This is a genomic window from Massilia sp. TWP1-3-3 (genome assembly GCF_049897805.1).
In the GTDB taxonomy this organism is placed as follows: domain Bacteria; phylum Pseudomonadota; class Gammaproteobacteria; order Burkholderiales; family Burkholderiaceae_D; genus Telluria_A.
On the sequence record NZ_JAFCWX010000052.1, the window covers coordinates 1 to 17,936 of the forward strand.

General features: G+C 62.0%; 14 protein-coding genes and 1 pseudogene. 3 read left to right on the forward strand and 12 right to left on the reverse strand.

The window, feature by feature from the left end; genetic code table 11:
- Nucleotides 1-608 precede the first annotated feature (608 nt).
- The 8 genes and pseudogenes from ACP7D4_RS26530 to ACP7D4_RS26565 form a co-directional block, all read right to left on the reverse strand.
- Nucleotides 609-1,448: a hypothetical protein gene (locus ACP7D4_RS26530; RefSeq protein ID WP_426212323.1), complete on the reverse strand. Its 840-nt coding sequence runs from the start codon at nt 1,446-1,448 to the stop codon at nt 609-611.
- Between the two features lie 74 nt (nt 1,449-1,522).
- Nucleotides 1,523-1,843, reverse strand: a complete 321-nt coding sequence (locus ACP7D4_RS26535; protein WP_426212325.1) for a hypothetical protein — start codon at nt 1,841-1,843, stop codon at nt 1,523-1,525.
- An 874-nt stretch (nt 1,844-2,717) separates the two neighbouring features.
- Nucleotides 2,718-3,392, reverse strand: a complete 675-nt coding sequence (locus ACP7D4_RS26540) for an SbcC/MukB-like Walker B domain-containing protein (RefSeq protein WP_426212340.1) — start codon at nt 3,390-3,392, stop codon at nt 2,718-2,720.
- 281 nt (nt 3,393-3,673) lie between these two features.
- Nucleotides 3,674-4,531 carry a hypothetical protein gene (locus ACP7D4_RS26545; RefSeq protein ID WP_426212342.1) on the reverse strand — a complete coding sequence of 286 codons (858 nt, stop codon included), beginning with the start codon at nt 4,529-4,531 and terminating at the stop codon, nt 3,674-3,676.
- Between the two features lie 136 nt (nt 4,532-4,667).
- Nucleotides 4,668-4,907 (reverse strand): annotated as a pseudogene (locus ACP7D4_RS26550) (DUF3857 domain-containing protein); the annotation flags it as partial.
- A gap of 236 nt (nt 4,908-5,143) precedes the next feature.
- Nucleotides 5,144-6,034: a PEP-CTERM sorting domain-containing protein gene (locus tag ACP7D4_RS26555; RefSeq protein WP_426212326.1), complete on the reverse strand. Its 891-nt coding sequence runs from the start codon at nt 6,032-6,034 to the stop codon at nt 5,144-5,146.
- Nucleotides 6,035-6,295: 261 nt separating this feature from the next.
- Nucleotides 6,296-6,637 carry a hypothetical protein gene (locus tag ACP7D4_RS26560; RefSeq protein WP_426212328.1) on the reverse strand — a complete coding sequence of 114 codons (342 nt, stop codon included), beginning with the start codon at nt 6,635-6,637 and terminating at the stop codon, nt 6,296-6,298.
- Between the two features lie 23 nt (nt 6,638-6,660).
- Nucleotides 6,661-7,095 (reverse strand): nitroreductase family protein, encoded by a 435-nt coding sequence (locus tag ACP7D4_RS26565; RefSeq protein ID WP_426212330.1) that lies wholly within the window; start codon nt 7,093-7,095, stop codon nt 6,661-6,663.
- Between the two features lie 155 nt (nt 7,096-7,250).
- On the opposite strand from ACP7D4_RS26565, the gene ACP7D4_RS26570 reads away from it, so the two are divergent.
- Nucleotides 7,251-7,601 (forward strand): MarR family transcriptional regulator, encoded by a 351-nt coding sequence (locus tag ACP7D4_RS26570; RefSeq protein ID WP_426107470.1) that lies wholly within the window; start codon nt 7,251-7,253, stop codon nt 7,599-7,601.
- A gap of 145 nt (nt 7,602-7,746) precedes the next feature.
- On the opposite strand, the gene ACP7D4_RS26575 is transcribed toward ACP7D4_RS26570, so the two are convergent.
- Both ACP7D4_RS26575 and ACP7D4_RS26580 read right to left on the reverse strand, forming a co-directional pair.
- Nucleotides 7,747-9,327 (reverse strand): ankyrin repeat domain-containing protein, encoded by a 1,581-nt coding sequence (locus ACP7D4_RS26575; RefSeq protein WP_426212332.1) that lies wholly within the window; start codon nt 9,325-9,327, stop codon nt 7,747-7,749.
- Nucleotides 9,324-10,652 carry a UvrD-helicase domain-containing protein gene (locus ACP7D4_RS26580; RefSeq protein ID WP_426212334.1) on the reverse strand — a complete coding sequence of 443 codons (1,329 nt, stop codon included), beginning with the start codon at nt 10,650-10,652 and terminating at the stop codon, nt 9,324-9,326. The genes ACP7D4_RS26575 and ACP7D4_RS26580 overlap by 4 nt, the downstream gene beginning before the upstream one ends.
- 192 nt (nt 10,653-10,844) lie before the next feature.
- On the opposite strand from ACP7D4_RS26580, the gene ACP7D4_RS26585 reads away from it, so the two are divergent.
- Nucleotides 10,845-12,272 (forward strand): hypothetical protein, encoded by a 1,428-nt coding sequence (locus ACP7D4_RS26585; RefSeq protein ID WP_426212336.1) that lies wholly within the window; start codon nt 10,845-10,847, stop codon nt 12,270-12,272.
- A 263-nt stretch (nt 12,273-12,535) separates the two neighbouring features.
- On the opposite strand, the gene ACP7D4_RS26590 is transcribed toward ACP7D4_RS26585, so the two are convergent.
- Together ACP7D4_RS26590 and ACP7D4_RS26595 are read right to left on the reverse strand one after the other, a co-directional pair.
- Nucleotides 12,536-14,797 (reverse strand): putative bifunctional diguanylate cyclase/phosphodiesterase, encoded by a 2,262-nt coding sequence (locus ACP7D4_RS26590; RefSeq protein WP_426212337.1) that lies wholly within the window; start codon nt 14,795-14,797, stop codon nt 12,536-12,538.
- A gap of 155 nt (nt 14,798-14,952) precedes the next feature.
- Nucleotides 14,953-16,167, reverse strand: coding sequence for an MFS transporter (locus ACP7D4_RS26595; protein ID WP_426107474.1), 1,215 nt, complete (start codon nt 16,165-16,167; stop codon nt 14,953-14,955).
- A gap of 311 nt (nt 16,168-16,478) precedes the next feature.
- Between ACP7D4_RS26595 and ACP7D4_RS26600 the strand changes: the two genes are divergently transcribed.
- A complete protein-coding gene (locus tag ACP7D4_RS26600) occupies nt 16,479-17,723 on the forward strand; it encodes an oligosaccharide flippase family protein (protein WP_426212339.1) in 1,245 nt (414 codons plus the stop codon).
- The last annotated feature ends 213 nt before the right edge of the window (nt 17,724-17,936 follow it).

Genomic DNA, 17,936 nt, shown 5'->3' on the forward strand with positions numbered 1-17,936 from the left:
TGCACCTCAATCCGGAAAAAAGTGCCACGGAGACCCTCACCAAAAAGGAGAAAAATCCAGAACTCAAAAAAGCAGCGTAGAAACCGCTTTTAGGCGACAACTAGCTTGCAAATTACCGTGTTGATCGATGCGTACTGCGCCGAATCTGCTTTTCCGTCAAGGTGGCGAACCAACGGCGATCTGGTTTAGTCATGATTCTTTGCCAGACGGCCGGAACAATCTCGACCTAGCGCATGACCCTTGTCGCTACCGTTAGCAGAGACGATGCAGGCAAGGACTCTGACGTGGTGGTGTAGTGAGTGATTCCGTTCAGTCGCCGGACAGGGCAAGCTTAGTCGTGATGACATAATCAAGCAGAGCCGGGCTCTTACTGCTGGACAGTCTCATGATCAAGCTTAAAACGATCACCGATATGCATCTTGGAAATACTCGAGCTGGGGGATGATGGTCCAAGGTAAACGCTCCATAGACCCCAGACTTGCTGGCGAGGCCGCATTTCCGCACCCTTGCTGCTTCGATTTTATACCGGAGCAAGCATGGAAAACACGACTGAATTTTGGACGAAGCACGTTGCCGCGATTCGGCCCCAATGCACCGCCGCAGCGATGCTATTTGTACGAGAACGAAAACTTCTGCTTGATTCGTATGTTGGGCGAAATTCCTTGCGGCTTGTGATAACGCGCCAAGGTGCGCCGCCCAGTTTCCCGCATGTACTTCAACAAGCTGCTCTCGATCGCGCGTCGGTCCTCGAACTGGTTGTTCCAGCCATCGCGCACGCCGTGGCCCAGGGATCGCTCCGGCGCCTCCTGGGTGAATGTCACTTCACCCTCGCTCGGATTGAATTCCATATTGATTTCCCCGAATACATCGTACTTCAATGCTTCGGCGGGAAACTCGGTCTCGGCCATAATTGCCGAATACACGCCCACCATGTACACGCACGCCGCGTACTGCGCTGCAGGCATGCGTTCGAGCGCGTCATCGAAAGCAGGGCCTTCCTTTTCAGGATCAGCGGTCGGTATGCACATCGCAGGCAAAGAGCCGGGACGGTGCGCAGCCCACCACAAGGCGACTGCATTTTCCCTGCCGGCCACGGCGTACCCGGCGGCCAGGCGCGCCGTCGCCGAGAGGTTGCCGGCCGCGTCTGCAAGCTGATAAAAGCTGGCTGCCTTTTCCCAGTTTTTCTTCACGCACAGGCCCGTTTCATACATGGTGCCAGCCAGCAGTAAAACGTCGCGATGGCGCGCCTTGACATCTTCACTGAGCGCCTTCATGGCGCCGGGACAATCCTGGTTTGCCAGGTACACCGCTACGCGCCGCGTGGCATCCGGGTCAGCCTGGGCGAAATACTTTGGCGCGGCGTGCGCCGTTTGCACTGCGCCAAGCACCAGGCTAAAGAACAGCAACTGAAGCGGCGCCCGGGGACGCGTGACATGAAGTAATTGCATGAGGTTTGGCATTGGTGGGAACATCCTTGGCAGGGAAGCAATCGCGCCATCAATAGTGATGGCCGTCTGGTGGTTTAGAAGCGGGATTGAATACCAGCTTCGAGGTTACGCGCGTGGATCTTCATTTTAGGCTTGTTGCTGGCGCCGTAGTCAGTCAGTTCGAGCGTTTCTGAAAAGCGATCGGTGAAGCGAAATTCGGTCCCCACGCCAAATAGCGGCTTGGTGGTATGGGATGCGAACGTGGCGGCAGTTCCCGATGCGTCAGGGCGGTCCACATTCAGACCATGCCGTGCTACACCTACTTTCCCCGTCAACAGCCATTCTTCGCTCAGATTCATGCTGCATTTGTGTGCCCCGTCAAAGATGCCGAGCGCCGCCGTGGGAGGCGCATTCATGTGTACTCGCCAAAGAACGTGATACCCCCTTCGACCGTAAAGTTTGGGGGGGGAAGACATACCCAACGTAGCCGTTCAGCGGTACCGGGCTGTTGTTGCTGTCGATCGACGCAGAGCCGTTGCTTAGTGATAAGCTTCCGTTGCCTGGGGCGACGGAAAGGCCGATATAGGCGGACTGATCGGCGTATGCAGCAGAGGCCGCAGTCGCGGTGGCGATGAGTGTTACTGACAGGATTTTCTTCATTAGAACTTTCGGTAGTAAGTGATTCGCGGAAATTTAGCCTGCCGCGCTTACTTGCTACGGGAAGTTGGGAGTGCCGGTACAATTCTGAAAAATGGTAACATATAAAATGCTAATTTAACAAGTTCCCGATAGGGACTCCGAACCAGTTAATGATCGTGTCAAACGTTTTCGATTCCGCCAAGCGACTACGCTCGCTTGAGCTGATCGCGCAGGCCACGGCTAAGCCGAATGGCGCGCGACACCGGCGGCGCGGGGGCTGCAGGCCAGGACGTCGGCGCCACGGTGGCAGACTTCGACCTGAAGCGCCAGGCCGCTTCCAGCGCTGACCGCTCCAATGCTCGGCCGTAGCGGCGGGGAGTGACAGCACGGATGCCAATGCTTCAGCTGGGAAGTTAAATCGCCTGAGCGTGGTGCGCGACCTCGCTGGATAACACGTTGACGTGCAAGCGCTCAAGGTGGCACGCATGCATCATCATGCCAAACGGTGACGATGCAGCAGTTTGAACGGCTGCTCGACCGCAATTCTAAATTGCGAACGCGATGATATCGCGATGGGACTCGAACCGTCGGGTGGCTAGATGTACGAATTGCTTTGCGGGTCGATAGTTGTGGACTTGATGCAGAAGAGTACTATGAAGGCATTGAATGCATTGCGGCGAGGTGACGCGATGGCAACGCTGACAGTACGCAATCTTCCGGATGAAGTACATCGGGTGTTGTGCCAAGCTTGCCGTCACAGCAAAGGGCGCGGGGCGTGGCTTTCCAACACCGGACGGCTGCATCGCCGCGATCGCCGCCCCGTTCGGCCTCCAGTTGCGGGTTCTGGCCCGGGATGTCGCGCGTGAAGAGCCGCTTGGAAGCCGGCTTGACATGCTTTTCGTGAGCGAACACATCGGAACCAAAACGGTTCAGGTCGTAGAACAAGTCCAGCACCGGGCCGATCTTGCCGACGTCGGCATCCGGCGCCGCCATGACCAGCTGCAGCCCGAGCGAGCGCAGGAACAGTCCCGTCACATAGGTGTTCTGTGCGTCGAACCCGTGAAATGCCTCGTCGATCAGCATGATCGCCGCGCCGTCATGTTCGCAGCCCGCCTTCATGCCGTACGCGTTCGCCAGTGAGGCTCCTGCGATCACGTAGAACGGCACCAGGTGCTCGCCGTTTGAACCGACTCCCAGCCGCTTGCTCAACGAATCGACCCTGCTGCCGTCGACGTAGATGTCCAGGTCGAAATTGAACAGCAGCCGGTAGTCTTCCAGCGGGTTGGGTTCCTTCGAGTTTCCGCTTTCGCACGCGTTCAACAGCACGAGCAATTGCTCCTGCGTGCGGTCGCTCGTGCTTTCCAGGGGTAAGGCCGTCCCGTCGAGTAGAGCGCTTCCATCTCGCGGTGCTGGCGCGCCCACTGCCATGCCTTGCGCCAGTCGCTGCGCTCCTCGATCAGATTGATGGTGCGCGCATTGATGAATTCAAGGAAGTCTGCCCTGAGCGGCGCTTCGGCTTTCCCGATGCCGCGGTTGGCTGCCTCGCCCTTTCGCGCCAGGAGCTCGCCGGCGTCCGCCAGGGTAGCACTGCCCGCCGACTGCGTCGCCTAGGTATAGAGCGCGACCCCGAGCTCCTCGGAAAAGTCCCGATGGGCGCGCGCCGCGGCCAGCCGCTGCTCGCTGGCGGCCATCTGCCCGCGCGCGCGCGCGAGGCTGGTAACGGTCGCCGCCAGTTCGGCCGCGACCGAGCCTACGGTGGTGGACAGTTGCGCGTGCAGTTTCTCCGCTTCCGCCGCCTGCTGCTTCACCTTGCGCATTTTCTCGGCGAGGCCCTTCAAATGCTGCGGCAGGTCGGCCTCGGCCACGTCGCCGATGGCGTCCAGTTCGGCGCTGGCGGCGGCCAGCGCGGTCAGGGCGGCGTCGAACAGGTCGCCGGTCGCCTCACTCTTGACGCGCCGCACGGCCTCATCGGCAAGCCTGGACCGCCGCAGCTGCTGCTTGGCAGACTCCTCGGCGCGCATCAGCAGGACCATCTCTTCGCGCAGGAACACAATGTCGCCGCAGGCGGGCCTGGCGCCCATTGCCCAGTCGCCCTTGTCGGCCAGCGCGATGCGCTTGGTCCCGCCGTTCAGGCTCAGCATCGCGTCGCGTGAGAGCGAGCGATCGTATTTCTCCAGCTCTTGTTCGGTATCGACCTGGCGCAGGCGACCCAGGCAGCGCCGCAAAAACGCCAACGCTACCGGGTGCTCGCCGTCGATCAGCGACGCCACCGAGTGCGCCTCGGGCTTGCGCCCGATCATGTCGCGCAGATGTTCGGGCTGCACTACCGTCACGTTGTACAGGTGTCTGCCGGAGGTGCGCATGATACGCACCGCATCGCGCTCGCGGCCGGGGTCCACGACCAGCGCGGACCGGTTGCCGCTCAAAAACGCTTCGATGGCGGGCTGCCACTGTTCGTCCTTCACGCGCACCAGGCTGGCAACGGTGCTTCATCTGGTAGCACGGGCGGGAGCGGCCATTGCGTTGCTGCTCGGTCCAGGCCGGCACCGGTCCCGGGCCGTCGCTTAGCAAGCGGTAGGCGATGTTTTTATCCAGGGGCGCGTCGATCGTGACCCGGCGCAGTTGTACCGGTTCTGAATAATCGACCTGGGCCGCCTCCATCACATGGCCGGCGACTACGCGATGCTGGCCCACGATCGTGTATTCGATCTCGAGCGTGTCGCCCACGCGCACATCGCTGGTAACGATCTGGGCGGTGACACTGCCGTCATAGATGCCTTGCTCCAGGCTGCGTTCGCGCTGCAGGAAGCGGATGTCGGCCGTGGCGATTGTGTCGATCACCGATCAGATGGGCGACCAGACGCTGCGCGCTAAACCTGGCGATGTCCCGGTGCTTGGCGAGCAATTCGGACAAGGTCAGCCCATCGGCGGATACGATGCTGTTAAACCGCGCCAACACGGCTCCACGTGGCGGGACGTGATCTGGAAGCGAACGCGAGCGTCGAACACGGGGCGCTCGGCGGGTCTTTCCGATGCGTGGGCGCCGCTTGATGCTCGGTTGACAGGGAGTATTTCCCCTACTTTTGTTGATTGCGCCGTCGGATCAGAAGCAGGCTGAAAAGCGCGAGCATTACCAGCGCGAACGAAGCCGGCTCAGGTACCTGGGTTGGGGCATCGTCGGGCAGTTCAATACTTGGTGGCAGTGGAAAGGGGGACAAGGGCGGAGTGTGGTCCCAGACAATTGGCGGCACAGGGTGCTCGTTCTGGTGTATCGGTCGTTCCGGCGGCCGGGGGATCAACCCCTCGGTACCGGTTGTCGGAACGAAGTTTTCCGCATTAGTCGTTGGACCATTGAATGGCGCCGTATGTGAGCCGGCAATATTTGTTGGCGTAGGTGTGCGGTTGACGGGCGCGACACGGGGTGGGGCGATCACGACGTCGAATTCTTCCGGTGCCGGCTCCCTGTCAGATACCTTCGATTGGGGCGTATCGGCGATGCGGTTTCCGCAGCGCGTGCGGACAAACGATTTACCGTCGGTCAGCAGTGTCTCGCCCGTCTTCAACCGCAGCTCTTTTTTGGTCCAGTAAATCTCGTCGCCGATCCGGTATGACACATGCACTAAGCGAGGATCTTTCACATGCACGATATAAGCATGGGCTGCGTCGAAATTAGCATAATGGACTTTTGCGAAGCGGTCGTGCGCAAGTGCCGAGGTCAGCTCCAAAGAGTGACGCACGCCGCCAGGAATGACTGAATTGCGATAGAACAGAGCTGGCGGGGCTGAAATTATGCGGGCTTTTGCATTCAACAAATGCGCAGGCTTCACATCGGACCCGGGAGCAGGTACAGGGGCAGCCATTTGCGACGTGGTTTGGCTTAAAGCTACCAATGTAACAAGTAGCAGAACGACGAGCGCAAAAGCGCTCTTGGGGTAAGCCGACAGCCAGCGAACGCCTTCATTTTTCATGGCGGATGGTGTGCAAGTTCGTCAAAGCGAGCGTTTGGAAAGCGCGTGGCACCTTCACGGTTAGCAGTCGCGGCTACCGATTAAATGCAGGCAGGCAAGCACCGCAATTGAGTCTATGCAGAAATATAATTTCGGGATTGATTTAGATCAAATGACCGTGTCCCGGCAAGTGGTCTGTCGACATGGGAGGCGAGTACAACGAAGGGGCGAAACCCGTCTATGTTCCCGAAGCAGCTCATCCGCAACTACCCGATTAGGAACTTACTTCTGCGGACCGCCGCGGCCCTGCTGGACGCGATGTTCATGTCCGTGGGCAATACGCTTATCAATTTGGTCGGTCAGACGCCAGTCCCGTGCGGTTCCCTGGCCATGAGGCGTCGAGCTCAGCAACGCCTTGACGATGTCCAAGCCGCCAAACAGTGCGGCCATGCAAATGTCGCATGCCATCAATGCACTGCATGAACGGTCATTTCCGTGCGTCCGGCCAACGATGATGAGCTGTACCTTTCCCTGCGCATCGGCTGTCACCAGTGCGGGCAGTGCCCCGGTGACGGGATGGGGCCCGTGAGGTTCCAGCCCGGCTAGTCCAATTGCATGTTCCATGTCAGACAGCCGTCGTCGGGGGGCTACGCGAACTGAAGCACCTTGTGCAAGGGCTTGCGCGGTTTCTGTGGCCAGTTGCCATCGCTAACATAGCCCACTGTCACCAGCATCACCGGTATCTCGCACGGGGCCAGACCACACTCGCGCGACACGCCCAAGGCATCGAAACCGCCCATGGAGCCGGTAGACATGCCCATTCCTTGCGCGGCAAGCATGAGCGTCATCGCAGCGAGCGAAGCGGAGCGGATAGCTTCGTCGCGTTGCAGCTGGGGGTTGTCTGCATGCGCACGCCTGGCCTGGGATAGCCAGGCATCGAACACCGTCTGGACCATGACGCCGGCGTCGACCGACGGCTGCAGCGCGTCGGCCAAGCCTTCGTGCGCAGAGAGCGTGCCGCAAATGATGAACGTGACCGGCGCATCGGCAACCTGTTGCTGGCCAACCGATAGCGCCTGCAAGCGCCTTGGCCGCAGTCGTGCGCACCGCGTTGAACTTCCAGTTCTGAAAGTTTTAGGCGGTAGGCGCCAAGGTGGCCAAACGGATCAGCTCGGATGCTTCCTGGTCCGTTACCGGACGACTGGTGTCATAGTGGTTGACCGAAGTGCGCGCCTCGATGAGCTTCGTGATTGACGTCCTGGCAACGCTGAAGCGTTCCGGCTCGCCCTACAGAATGGCCCCCACGGCGCTGTTCTCCAGCCTGATGATTACTTCGGGCACGATGACGCACCGCCTGAAAGGGCTGGAAGCGCGCGGCCTGGTGCGGCGCGTGCCAAATGACGACGATGGGCGCAGCATTCTGGTGCAGCTGACAGCGAACGGGCAGGAGCTGATCGAGGGCGCGGTAACGGCGCACGTGGCCAATCAACATCGGATTCTGGCCTCGACCTGTGCGGCTGACCTGGCGGCCATCGACGCCACCCTGTCCCGTTTGCTGAACGTGCTGGAGCCGCGCGCGCAGCGCTAAGCTACCTGCAGCAGTCACGCGCGCCCGGCGCTGCAGCGGGCGGGGGCATGGAAAAATTGGTGCGCCAGCGCCGCGAGTGCCCTGCACCAGAATAAAAATAGACGGAAATGCACCGCGGTGACGCTGCGCCTTGCGCACGCATTGCCTATTTCTTCGGCGCCTTGCGCGCTGCCGCTGCCTGGGGACGTGCCAGGTTCAACTGGGCGAGGCGTTTCGCCCGCAAGTAAGTCACGCTCATGGGCTCCGGCGCCGCTGGCAGCTGCCCTGCCACAAGAAGCTGGTCGATGTGAGCGGCATAGCGAGGCTCGCAGGTCTCCTTCACCAAGGCCAGGTTGAGCGCGGCGAAGACCGGCACCCAGGTGTCGCCACCCGGACCGCGTCGGCGTACCGACAATGCGGGGCTGAACTGGTAGACGCCCGTTCTCAAGCGCTTGAACAGGCGCCGGTTGTAGGCATAGACGCGGTCGACCTCGTTGCGCGCCAGGACGCCCGAAATATAGGTGCGCTTCGTGCGTTCAGCCGCTACCACCTCGACCGGCAGGCGCTCGAAGGCGTCTTGCAACATGGCGCCATCCATACCGCCACGATCGGTCATTTCGGCCGTGCCGAAACACTGCCTGAACAACACCCACATGACCTGGAAGAACAGGTATTCGGACTGGTGGCGATCAATCCGGATCAGGCGCTCGCCGGCCATCACATCAATACAGGCTGGCGCCACCAGGCGGAACACCGCGCTGAACGACGTGGCGGCATAGGCGCGATCACGCAGGGCGGTGGCAATCGCCCAGTGCAAGGCGTTGCGGCCCAGGTGGTCAACGGCGGCGCTGTCGGCGCCCCGTGCCAACAAGGCTTCCAGCAGGGGCACATTGCCGGCGGCGGCCGCCGCCATCAGCGGGGTCTGGTTCATCACGGTGCGGTGTTCGACGCCAAACTTGTCGCACTGCCCCAAAATATCTTTGAAATTGCGCGCGAAATAGGGCAGATAGGCGCGCCTTCCTTGCGTTGCGGCGAGCCGCTGGAAGTTGCCGGCTTGCTCAAAGCCGACTTCCGCGGCCAGCATATCGGCCAGCACCGGCTCGTCATAGCAGGTCGCATAGTCGTACAACTGGCTTTTCGATTTGTTGCCGGGAGCTTGCTCAAGAAATACCTTGGAAAGCGTGTCGCGCAGCCGCGCTTCGTCGAACACGTTCCAGGGTGGTGCGCAGGTTTTCAGGATCAGGCGTTCGATCGCGTCGGCCTGTTCCTGCTTGCCCTGCAAGGCTAGCTTGCGCGCCTCCTTTTGCCAGTCCTGCACGCTTGAAGCGTGCGTGTCGCTGCTCGTCGCCATCCCGCCCGGCGCCAGCTTCAGCAGGCCAAGCAGCGCGTGACCGGTGTCCGATTCGATCAGGTAGACATTGTGGACCGCCCGCGTCAATGCCACGTACAGCGCATTCACATAGAACTTGTAGATCTCCAGTGATTTGTCCGCTTTGTCCTTTGCGCGGCTGTAATGCAGATCGTCGGCGGCGAGGTCGGCCGGCGCGACGCCGTCGGCAATCTCACTGAACTGGGCGCGCTGATCCGAAACAAAGCGGTACAGCACAATATTGTCGTATTCCAGCCCCTTCGCTTCGTGAATCGAAAACAGGAGCGGGGTGTCAAAGTGCTTGCGCGCCTCGGCTTTGTCTTCGTCGCGCAGGACCAGCACCGCGAATTGGGTCGAACGGCGCGTCTGTGCGTTCATTGCCGCCGCGCATTGGCATCGTCGGCCAGCAAGGTGACCGTGCCCGCATCCTGGTTCATCGGCGTGACCAGAAAGTTGCTTTCTCGATCGATGGAGCCGAAGCGCTTGTGCTTGATCTTGAGGAGGGTGTTGGCCACCTCCGTCACTTGCGCGCTGTTCCTGAAATTGTTGCGCAGGATGTGCAGTTGCTGGCGTTCCGCCAGCGCCGGGTCGCGCCAGAACAAGGACTTGATCTTGCTCCATGAGAAAAAATTCGGATGGACAATCTGGTTCGAATCGCCGCACAAGAGGAACTGGGCCGGGTTCTTCAGCGTGCGCAGCGCGAGCGCCAGTTGGACCACGGTCAGGTCCTGCACCTCGTCGACGACGATGAAATCGTAGCGCGCCGCCGCGTGCTGCATCCATTGGTAAGCGATCAGGTTCAGGTCGTACAGACCCGCTTCGCGCAGCCAGAGGCAATACTTGTCGAACAGCTCGTACAAGGACGCGCGTTGGTCCGCCGCAAAAATGGACTGGCGCGCGCCCAGTCCCAGATATTGATCGCGCGTCAAAGCGCCGCTGGCGTCGGCGGCGAGCACGCCACGGATTTCCTCATAGGCCTGGTGCGCATCGACCTGCTTGAATTGCTGGCGCATGCGGCCAAACCATGCCGAGAAGTCGCGCCAGCTCGCTTCGCGGCCTGCGGGAACCTTGATCGACTCGACAAACTCGCGAAACGACAGGAAGGTCGCTTCCTGGCCTGCGCGTTCAAATCCATCGGCGTAATACAGGTCGCGCGCCGACTGCGCCAGGTAGGCCGAATGGGTGACATACAGCACTTCGCCCGGCATTTGCTTGAGTTTCTCGAGCGTCAGCGCGGTCTTGCCGCTACCGGCGCTGCCCACGATGATCATCGGTGCAGCGTGCAGATACACCGCGTGCTGGGCGTCGTCGAAGGAAATGGCCTTGTCCAGCCAGTGCACGCGCAGCCGCTCGGGGTGCAGGAAGCGCACCGGCGCGGCGTCGGCTTGTGCCTCGGCCACAGTGGCGGGAACGATCTGCGCCTCGTCGACACTGGCGCCGCGCAGGAAGCGCGATTTGTGATAGGCGTGCTGGTGTATGACTTCCAGCATCAGGGCATAGGCTTGCCCCTGAAACTGGACGATAGAAAACAGCAGGCGGTCCGTATAGTCGAGCTTGGCGCGATAGAACTTGCCATGCGTCAGATTGGTGAGCTTCTTGACGTCAATTGCCTGGAAATCGTCGCGCTCGATTGCCTGCCGGATTTGCTGATACTTGGCCTTGTCACCGGGCGGGATGAATTCGGCGTATTCCAGGATTTTCATGGGTTTGGTCAATCGGCGGGAGCGGTTCGTTTGGCAGCAGGCGTCGTCTGCGGGCCGCCATTTTATCCGATGCGGGAAAACAGGGGACCGACCGTCCGCGCGACAATTCAAGTCGCAAATATTGTGCGCATGCTGGACCTGTGCCAGCTCAACGGGCTGGTCAACGTCGCCATGCACACGCGGGACTGAGGGATGCGCTTCTCCTCATTGACCAGCAAGGCGCGCCGGCCTTACCTCATCGCTTCGCTGCTGGCCCATGCCGGCCTGCTGGCGGCGGTGTTTTATGTGGGTCCGTACAGCATCCAGGCCGCTACGATCGAGCGGCACGTCAAAAATGCCGAACGCAGCGACATCAAGCGGCGCGTCGACGAGATCGACAGGATCAAGTCCCTGCTCGAGAAAAGCCGCCAGCCGGCCCCTGCGCCCTCGGACGGCACCGGCGCCGGCGCCGGGTCGGCGGCAAAGGCGGTCGCGCCCTCGACGGTGCCGCAACTGCTCGAGCAGGGGCGCCGCATGAGCGAAGAAATCGAGCAGATGGAGCGCGGCGACAAGGTCAAGGAGCTCGCGCGCCTGCTCAATATCCCGGAACAGCAGGCCAGGGCCAAGCTGGCGCCGCCCGCCGTGCCGGCGCCGCTCGCTTCACCCGCCAAACCGGCCAGCGCCCAGCAGGCGCTGGCCGAACTGCGGCGCCATCAGCAGCTGGCGCGCGACGCGCTGGTGCGGCGCGAGCAGCAGTTGTCCAGGGAGCGGGACGGCACCCGGGTTCGGCCAGAGAACGGCGCCCCCGGCCAGGGCGGCGCCGGCGTGCCCGGCGCGCTGGCCGGACTCGGTGATGGCGGCACGGGCAAGGTGGGCAAGGGCGGCGCCGGCAAGAACGGCCTGCAGGGCGAGGACGTGCCGAACGCGGCCCATATCGAGATCAGCGGCTATATTGCGCAGACCGGCATGGCGCAGGCCAAAGTGCCGCGCGGCGGTTCCTGGGATCTCTCGACGCCGAAGAACAAGGTCGAGCGCGGCTATGGGGCCGCGCTCTCGGCGCCTGGCGTCAAGGCTGAAGGCCTGCGCAAGATCAGCGCGCACGCGATCGGGAAAGGTGCGCCCTACGCGGACCGGATCTTCCTGAACCGCTGGCATATCATCGGTCCCTTCCCGGGGCAAGGTCCCGACGATTCGATCGATGTCGTCTACCCGCCCGAGATCGTGGTCGACCTGGACGCCGAGTATGCCGGCATTGGCGCGAGCACGCTGCGCTGGGAGTACCTGACCAACCCGGAATACCCGTCGGTAGCGCCCGTGCGCGCCCAGGACGCGGTCTACTACGCGTACACCGAGCTCGTGATGGACGAGGAGCGCGACCTGGTGCTTGCCCTTGGCAGCGACGATGATACCAAGCTGTGGTTCAACGAGCGCCTGGTCTGGCTGAGCGGCGATGGTTATAAGCCTTGGTACAGCAGTCCCGGCTATGTCGGACTGGGCAAGGAGATCGACGCGTGGAATCTGACGGAAGGCACGCGCAGGGTGCATTTCAGAAAAGGACGCAACACGCTGCTCTTGAAACTGTACAACGGTGCATCGCTGTCATTTTTCTCGGTGGTGGTGTTGGCCGATGTGCAGCAGTAGCAATAACAGGGTCGGCTGGGCAGGCGGCCACGGCGGCAGGACAAGGAGGGGGCGAACGACTTGCGCAAGGCACCTGTGAAGTTGCCTATGTACGGGCCAACCCGGGCAAGGCCGTCTTCAGGCAAGACCTGGAACGGCACAGGCCTTCCGACGACGTGGACGCGAACATCTTTGTGACCATTGGCGCCAGCCTGACCTTGGCCCTCCTGGCGGCGCCGCTGCTTGCCAGGTCTGGCCGGCGCCGGCGATAACCGGCCGGGATGTCAGCACTGTTGCACAAACGATAGCGGCAAGGCGGCACCCTGGGCCGCGGCGTCGGTCAGCAGGGCCACGAACTCGGCGGCCGGGACCGGACGGCCGAACAGGTAGCCTTGAAAATGCAGGCACCCGAGCTGTACCAGCAGAACGCGCTGGGAGTCGGTCTCGACGCCCTCGGCGATGACGTCGAGCCCCAGGCTGTGCGCAATTGAAATAATGGTCAGCACAATGGCCTCATCGCTCGCGCCATGGACCAGCTCGCGCACAAAAGACTGATCGATCTTCAATTGGTCCAGCGGCAAGCGTTTCAGGTATTGCAGGGACGAATAACCGGTCCCGAAGTCGTCCAGCGAAAAACGCACCCCCAGTTGCTTGAGTGCTTGCATGCTGGCGATGGTTTGTTCGATGTTATCGAGCAGCAAACTCTCGGTCAGTTCCAGCTTCAGCCGATCCGGCGCGACGCCGTGCTCGGCGAGGCTGTTGCATACTTGGGTGCCGAAGTCGGCCTGATGGAACTGGCGCGCGCTTACATTAATGGCCAACACCAGATCGCGCGTGAGCACGTCGTGCTGCCATGCACGCAATTGGCGGCAAGCCTCCTCCAGCACCCAATGCCCCAGCGGCAAAATCAGGCCCGTTTCTTCGGCCAGCGGAATGAATTCGGCTGGCGAGACGCAACTGCCGTCGTCCTGGCGCCAGCGCAGCAATGCTTCGGCGCCACGCGCGCGGCCATCCTGGTCGACCTGGACCTGGTAGTGGAGTTCGAACCGTTGCTGTTCAATCGCCAGGCGCATGCGCTCTTCCAAGCGGGCGCGCGCGGTAATGGTGTCCTGCATGCCCTGGTCAAAAAAGCGCATGCCATTGCGTCCGGCCTGCTTGGCCTGGTACATGGCGATGTCCGCCTGCATCAGCAATTCTTCCGGCTGAACCGGCAAGCCATCGTGGAACAGGGTCGCGCCGATGCTCGGCGTACTGCGGCAAAGGCGCGCGCCCAGCATGTACGGCGCGTTGAGCGTGTCGAGGATCTTGGTGGTCAGCGTTTCGGTCTGCCTGGCCGCGTCCACCGCTTGCCGGCTCAAGCCGTCCACCAGCACCACGAATTCATCGCCGCCCAGACGCGCCACCGTGTCGCCCTGGCGCAGGCAGCCTTCGAGCCGGTGCGCGACCTGTTGCAGCAGCAAGTCGCCCATGTTGTGGCCGAGCGTGTCGTTCAGGGTCTTGAAGTTGTCCAGGTCGATAAACATCAAGACGCTGTAGCGGCCACTGCCAACGCCTGCGGCCAGTACCTGCCGCAGGCGTTCGAGCAACAGACGCCGGTTCGGCAAGCGGGTGAGCGGATCGTAAAAGGCGAGATACTTGATTTCATCGCTCGCCGCCTTGCTGACCGTAATGTCGGTGAGCGAGGCGACGTAATGGGTGATTTCGCCGTGATGGCCTTTTACGGCCGCAATGCTCAGCCGCTGGGGATAGACCTCGCCATTCTTGCGCCGGTTCCAAATTTCCCCATCCCAGTTGCCGTGCGCATCGATGGTGCTCCACATGGCTTCGTAGAACTGCGCGTCATGGCGTCCGGAACTGAGCAAACTGGGACGCTGGCCGATCGCTTCCCCGGCGCTGTAACCGGTGATGGTGGTGAAAGCCTGGTTGACCTGCAAGATCGTGCCGCTGGCGTCGGTGATGAACATGCCCTCGGAGGACTCAAAGGCGATGGCGGCGATGCGCAGGTCCGCCTCCGCCAGGCGGCGCGCCGTGATATCGGTATGGGTGATGACGGCGCCATCCCAGCCGCCCTCAAGCGGGGTGACCAGCATGCTGAACCAGCGCAGCTCGGTCGGCGAATGGCAGGCATAGTCTTGCGCGAAGAGGGGCGCCTGGCCGGACAGGACGGCGGCGATGCCCTCGGCCGCGGCGCGCGCCTGCTCGTACGAAGGAGCGCGCGCGGCAGGAAACACGGCGCGGTAATCATGGTCGTTACCGGCCGCAGATTCGGCTTGCGCTTGGGCATCGGCGCTGTCGAAGTGACGCCATGAGGCGTTGACGGCGGCAATTGCCCCGTCTGCCGCCAGCACGGCGATTTGCTGCGGCAACGCGTCCAAAATCGCGCAGGCAAAGCTGTGACACCCGCCGTGGCATGGCGGCGGCACGGGCTTGGCCGTCGCGCAACCGCTCAGGCCGCTGGCGATGGCGTCGGGGTCGGCGCGATATGTGCACGGCGTCGGCAGCGTCGTGCGTCCCGGATGCTCGCACATCTGTCTGATCTGGTTCACTTTTTTGCCACTTCGTCGTTTCAAGAATGCGTCCAAGCTTACTGATCGGCGCGCCAAAATGGCTTGATGCAGATAAAAATTGCCGTATTGAAACAAATCAGCTGTCCGCGCCGCAACGGATGGAGCTTGTCTTTACGTAACAAAAGCAAGCGGGCTTACTCCAGCGCGCGGTCCCGGCCCGTGTCGACTTTCCATTCGACCAGCCACCACGCCAACCCCAAGGCGGGAAAAGCCATGCCTGCCAGCAGCGCCGCGTGCCAGCCGCGGGTCGCATAGACATACCCGCCCAGCGCCGAGCCGGCGGCGCCTCCCAAAAAGAAACAGGCCAGATACAGGCCGTTCAGACGACTGCGCACGTCGGCAGCCATGCCGAAAATGGCGCGCTGGCCGATCACCAGATTGGCGGCAACGGCCATGTCGAGAATGATCGAGGCCGCCACCAGGATGCCCAGCGCCACCTCGCGCGAGCCGCTCGCCAGCAGCGGCAACGCCAAGCCCGCCACGCCCAGGGCCAGGGCGGCGCCGGTTGCCGCCAGCGTGTGGCCGGCGTCGGCCAGCCGGCCCGCGACGGGCGAGGCGACGGCGCCAGCCATGCCCACCAGCGCGAAAATGGCGATGCCCGTCTGCGACAAATGGAACACGGGTCCGGCCAGCATCAGCGGCGCGACGGTCCAGAACAAGCTGAAGGCCCCGAACAGTCCGGCTTGGTAGGCGGCGCGGCGACGCAGCAGCGGCGTGCCGGCGAACAAGGTCCACAGCGATCCGATCAGGCGCGCATACGGCAGCGGCGCCTCCGGCACCCGGCGCGGCAGGCGGGCGCGCAGCACCAGGGCCAGCAGCGCGACCAGGGCGGCGGCGCCTGCGAACACCACGTGCCAGTTGCTGGCATCGGCCACCAGGCTGGCCACCGGGCGGGCCAGCATGATTCCCAGCAGCAGGCCGCTGACTACCTTGCCCACCACGTGCCCGCGGCGGGGCGCGGGCGAGAGGTGGGCGGCGTAGGGCACCAGCACCTGCGCGGCGACCGACCCGATGCCAATGGCCAGCGCGGCGGCCAGAAATACCCAGCCGCTACTGCTCATGGCCGCCGTCGCCAGCGCGGCTGCGCAAAAGGCCAGCGCACCGACCACCAGTTGACGATTTTCGATCACGTCCCCCAGCGGGACGATGAACAGCAGACCAATCACGTAGCCGAGCTGGGTGAGGGTGACGATCAGGCCCGACGCCTGGGCCGACAAGCCGGTTGCCTGGCTGATTGGCCCGACCAGGGTTTGCGCATAGTACAGATTGGCGACAATCACGCCGGCGGCAAAAGCGAGCAGCAAGACCATGCCGGAGGTGATTTCGGGTTGTTCGGCGCTAGAGGTCATGTGGTGTCCGGTGGAGAAGGGGGCTGTGCCCGTAGCAATGCATTGTAGACAAAAGGGAGCGAGCTCTCGTTTGATGGGAACGAATAGCCGTCGAGCCCGTCTAATGGGATGTCCCGTCAATTTTGCCCGTGACGTTCACGCTGTGGCAAGCCAGCCAGCGGCGAGGCACAGGGCTCTTTACAAATATTTACATGGGAGCCTTGCGGACGGGACCGCAGCGGGGCCGTGCCTTGGCTAAAGTAGGCCAGAGGTCTGCCTTAGGCTGATTGAACAGTTCTCGTTCGAATTTACTTGAAAAAGTGTCCATACCCGTGAACGTGCCTGTCTTTTGGAAAAATGCCGCCACGGTGCTCACCGGAACGGTGGCAGCCCAAGCGTTGCCATTGCTGGTCGCGCCCGTCATTACACGCTTGTGCTCGCCGGCGGACCTGGGCGCATTCAGTGTCTGGATGGGCATCGTCGCCATCGGGGCCACGGTTGCCACCTTGCGGCTCGACGCCGCGATGATCCTCGACCATGGCAGCGGCGAGCAGCAAACCTGTTTCAGCGTAGTGGCCTATAGCGCCACCTTGCTGGCCCTTGGCATGACCATCTGCGCACTTCTTGCCCGTCTGTGCGACATGCCGCAGGCGCAGCACATGAGCTGGTTAGGTTTGCTGACGATCGGCGTAGCCACCTGGCTGACGGCGTATAACCAGACCGTGATCGCCTATGCAACGTCGAATCAGGCATTTGGCAAGGCCGCGTTGGCGAAAGTGTGCGGTGCCGCAACGGCGGCATTGGGCCAGGTCGTGCTGCTGCTGGTCGGCATTACCGCAAGCGCGCTGCTGGCAGGGCACTTGATCGGACTGGCCTGCGGTGTCGTCGCCGCAGTTTTTTTGCTGTCGCCGCCGCGTCCCCGCTTGGCCATGCTGCCCACGGTTTCGCAACGCAACTACCTGCGCAAGCATGCCTCGTTCTGGCGCTACTCCTTGCCGGCCGGACTGCTCAACATGGTCGCGGCCAAGTGCCCCTTGTTTTTGATCGGCCTGAAGTTCGGCCTTCCCGCCGCTGGCCTGTATGCCTTGACCGAACGGATGCTTAACGCGCCAATATCCATGCTCGCCGCTTCGGTGCTGGAAGTGTTCAAGCGCGAGTCGGTGCATCAATTCCAGACATTGGGCAATTGCGAAAAAGCGTTCATGGATACGTTCAAGGCGCTGGTCCTGCTCGGCTGCGGCCCGATGTGCCTGACAATTGCATTCGCCCCCAGCTTGTGTGCCTGGATATTCGGCGAGCCGTGGCGCGAGGCGGGCGACTTCGCGCGCATTCTGGCGCCGCTGTATTTCACGCGAACGGTCGCCAGCCCTCTGAGCTACGTATTTTTCGTGGCAGGAAAGCAAAAAGCGGAGCTGATGTGGCAGGTCGCCTTGTTCATCACGACCATCGCGGTCTTCCTCGCGCCCATCCCGCTCAAGCAAATGTTGTGGAATTACGCGATGTGCTACGCGTCGCTCTACCTCGTTTATCTCTTTCTTGCCTTTCGGTTTTCCAGCAATGCGACGGTCAATGCATGAGCTACTCGGCGCTGGCGCGCGCGCAACGTCAAGCGCGATTCACCAGTGGGTCTGGTTGAGTTGCCCTGCCGCATAGTAAACGTGTAAAAACTCCTTGCTAGTGTAGTGCGTCAAACAGATTGAAGCTTATTAAGTTTGGCACGAGCGCGCGTGACTTTGGCAAGAATGTCGGTCGCTTTCGCGGTCCATATATACGGTTTCGGTGCCATATTA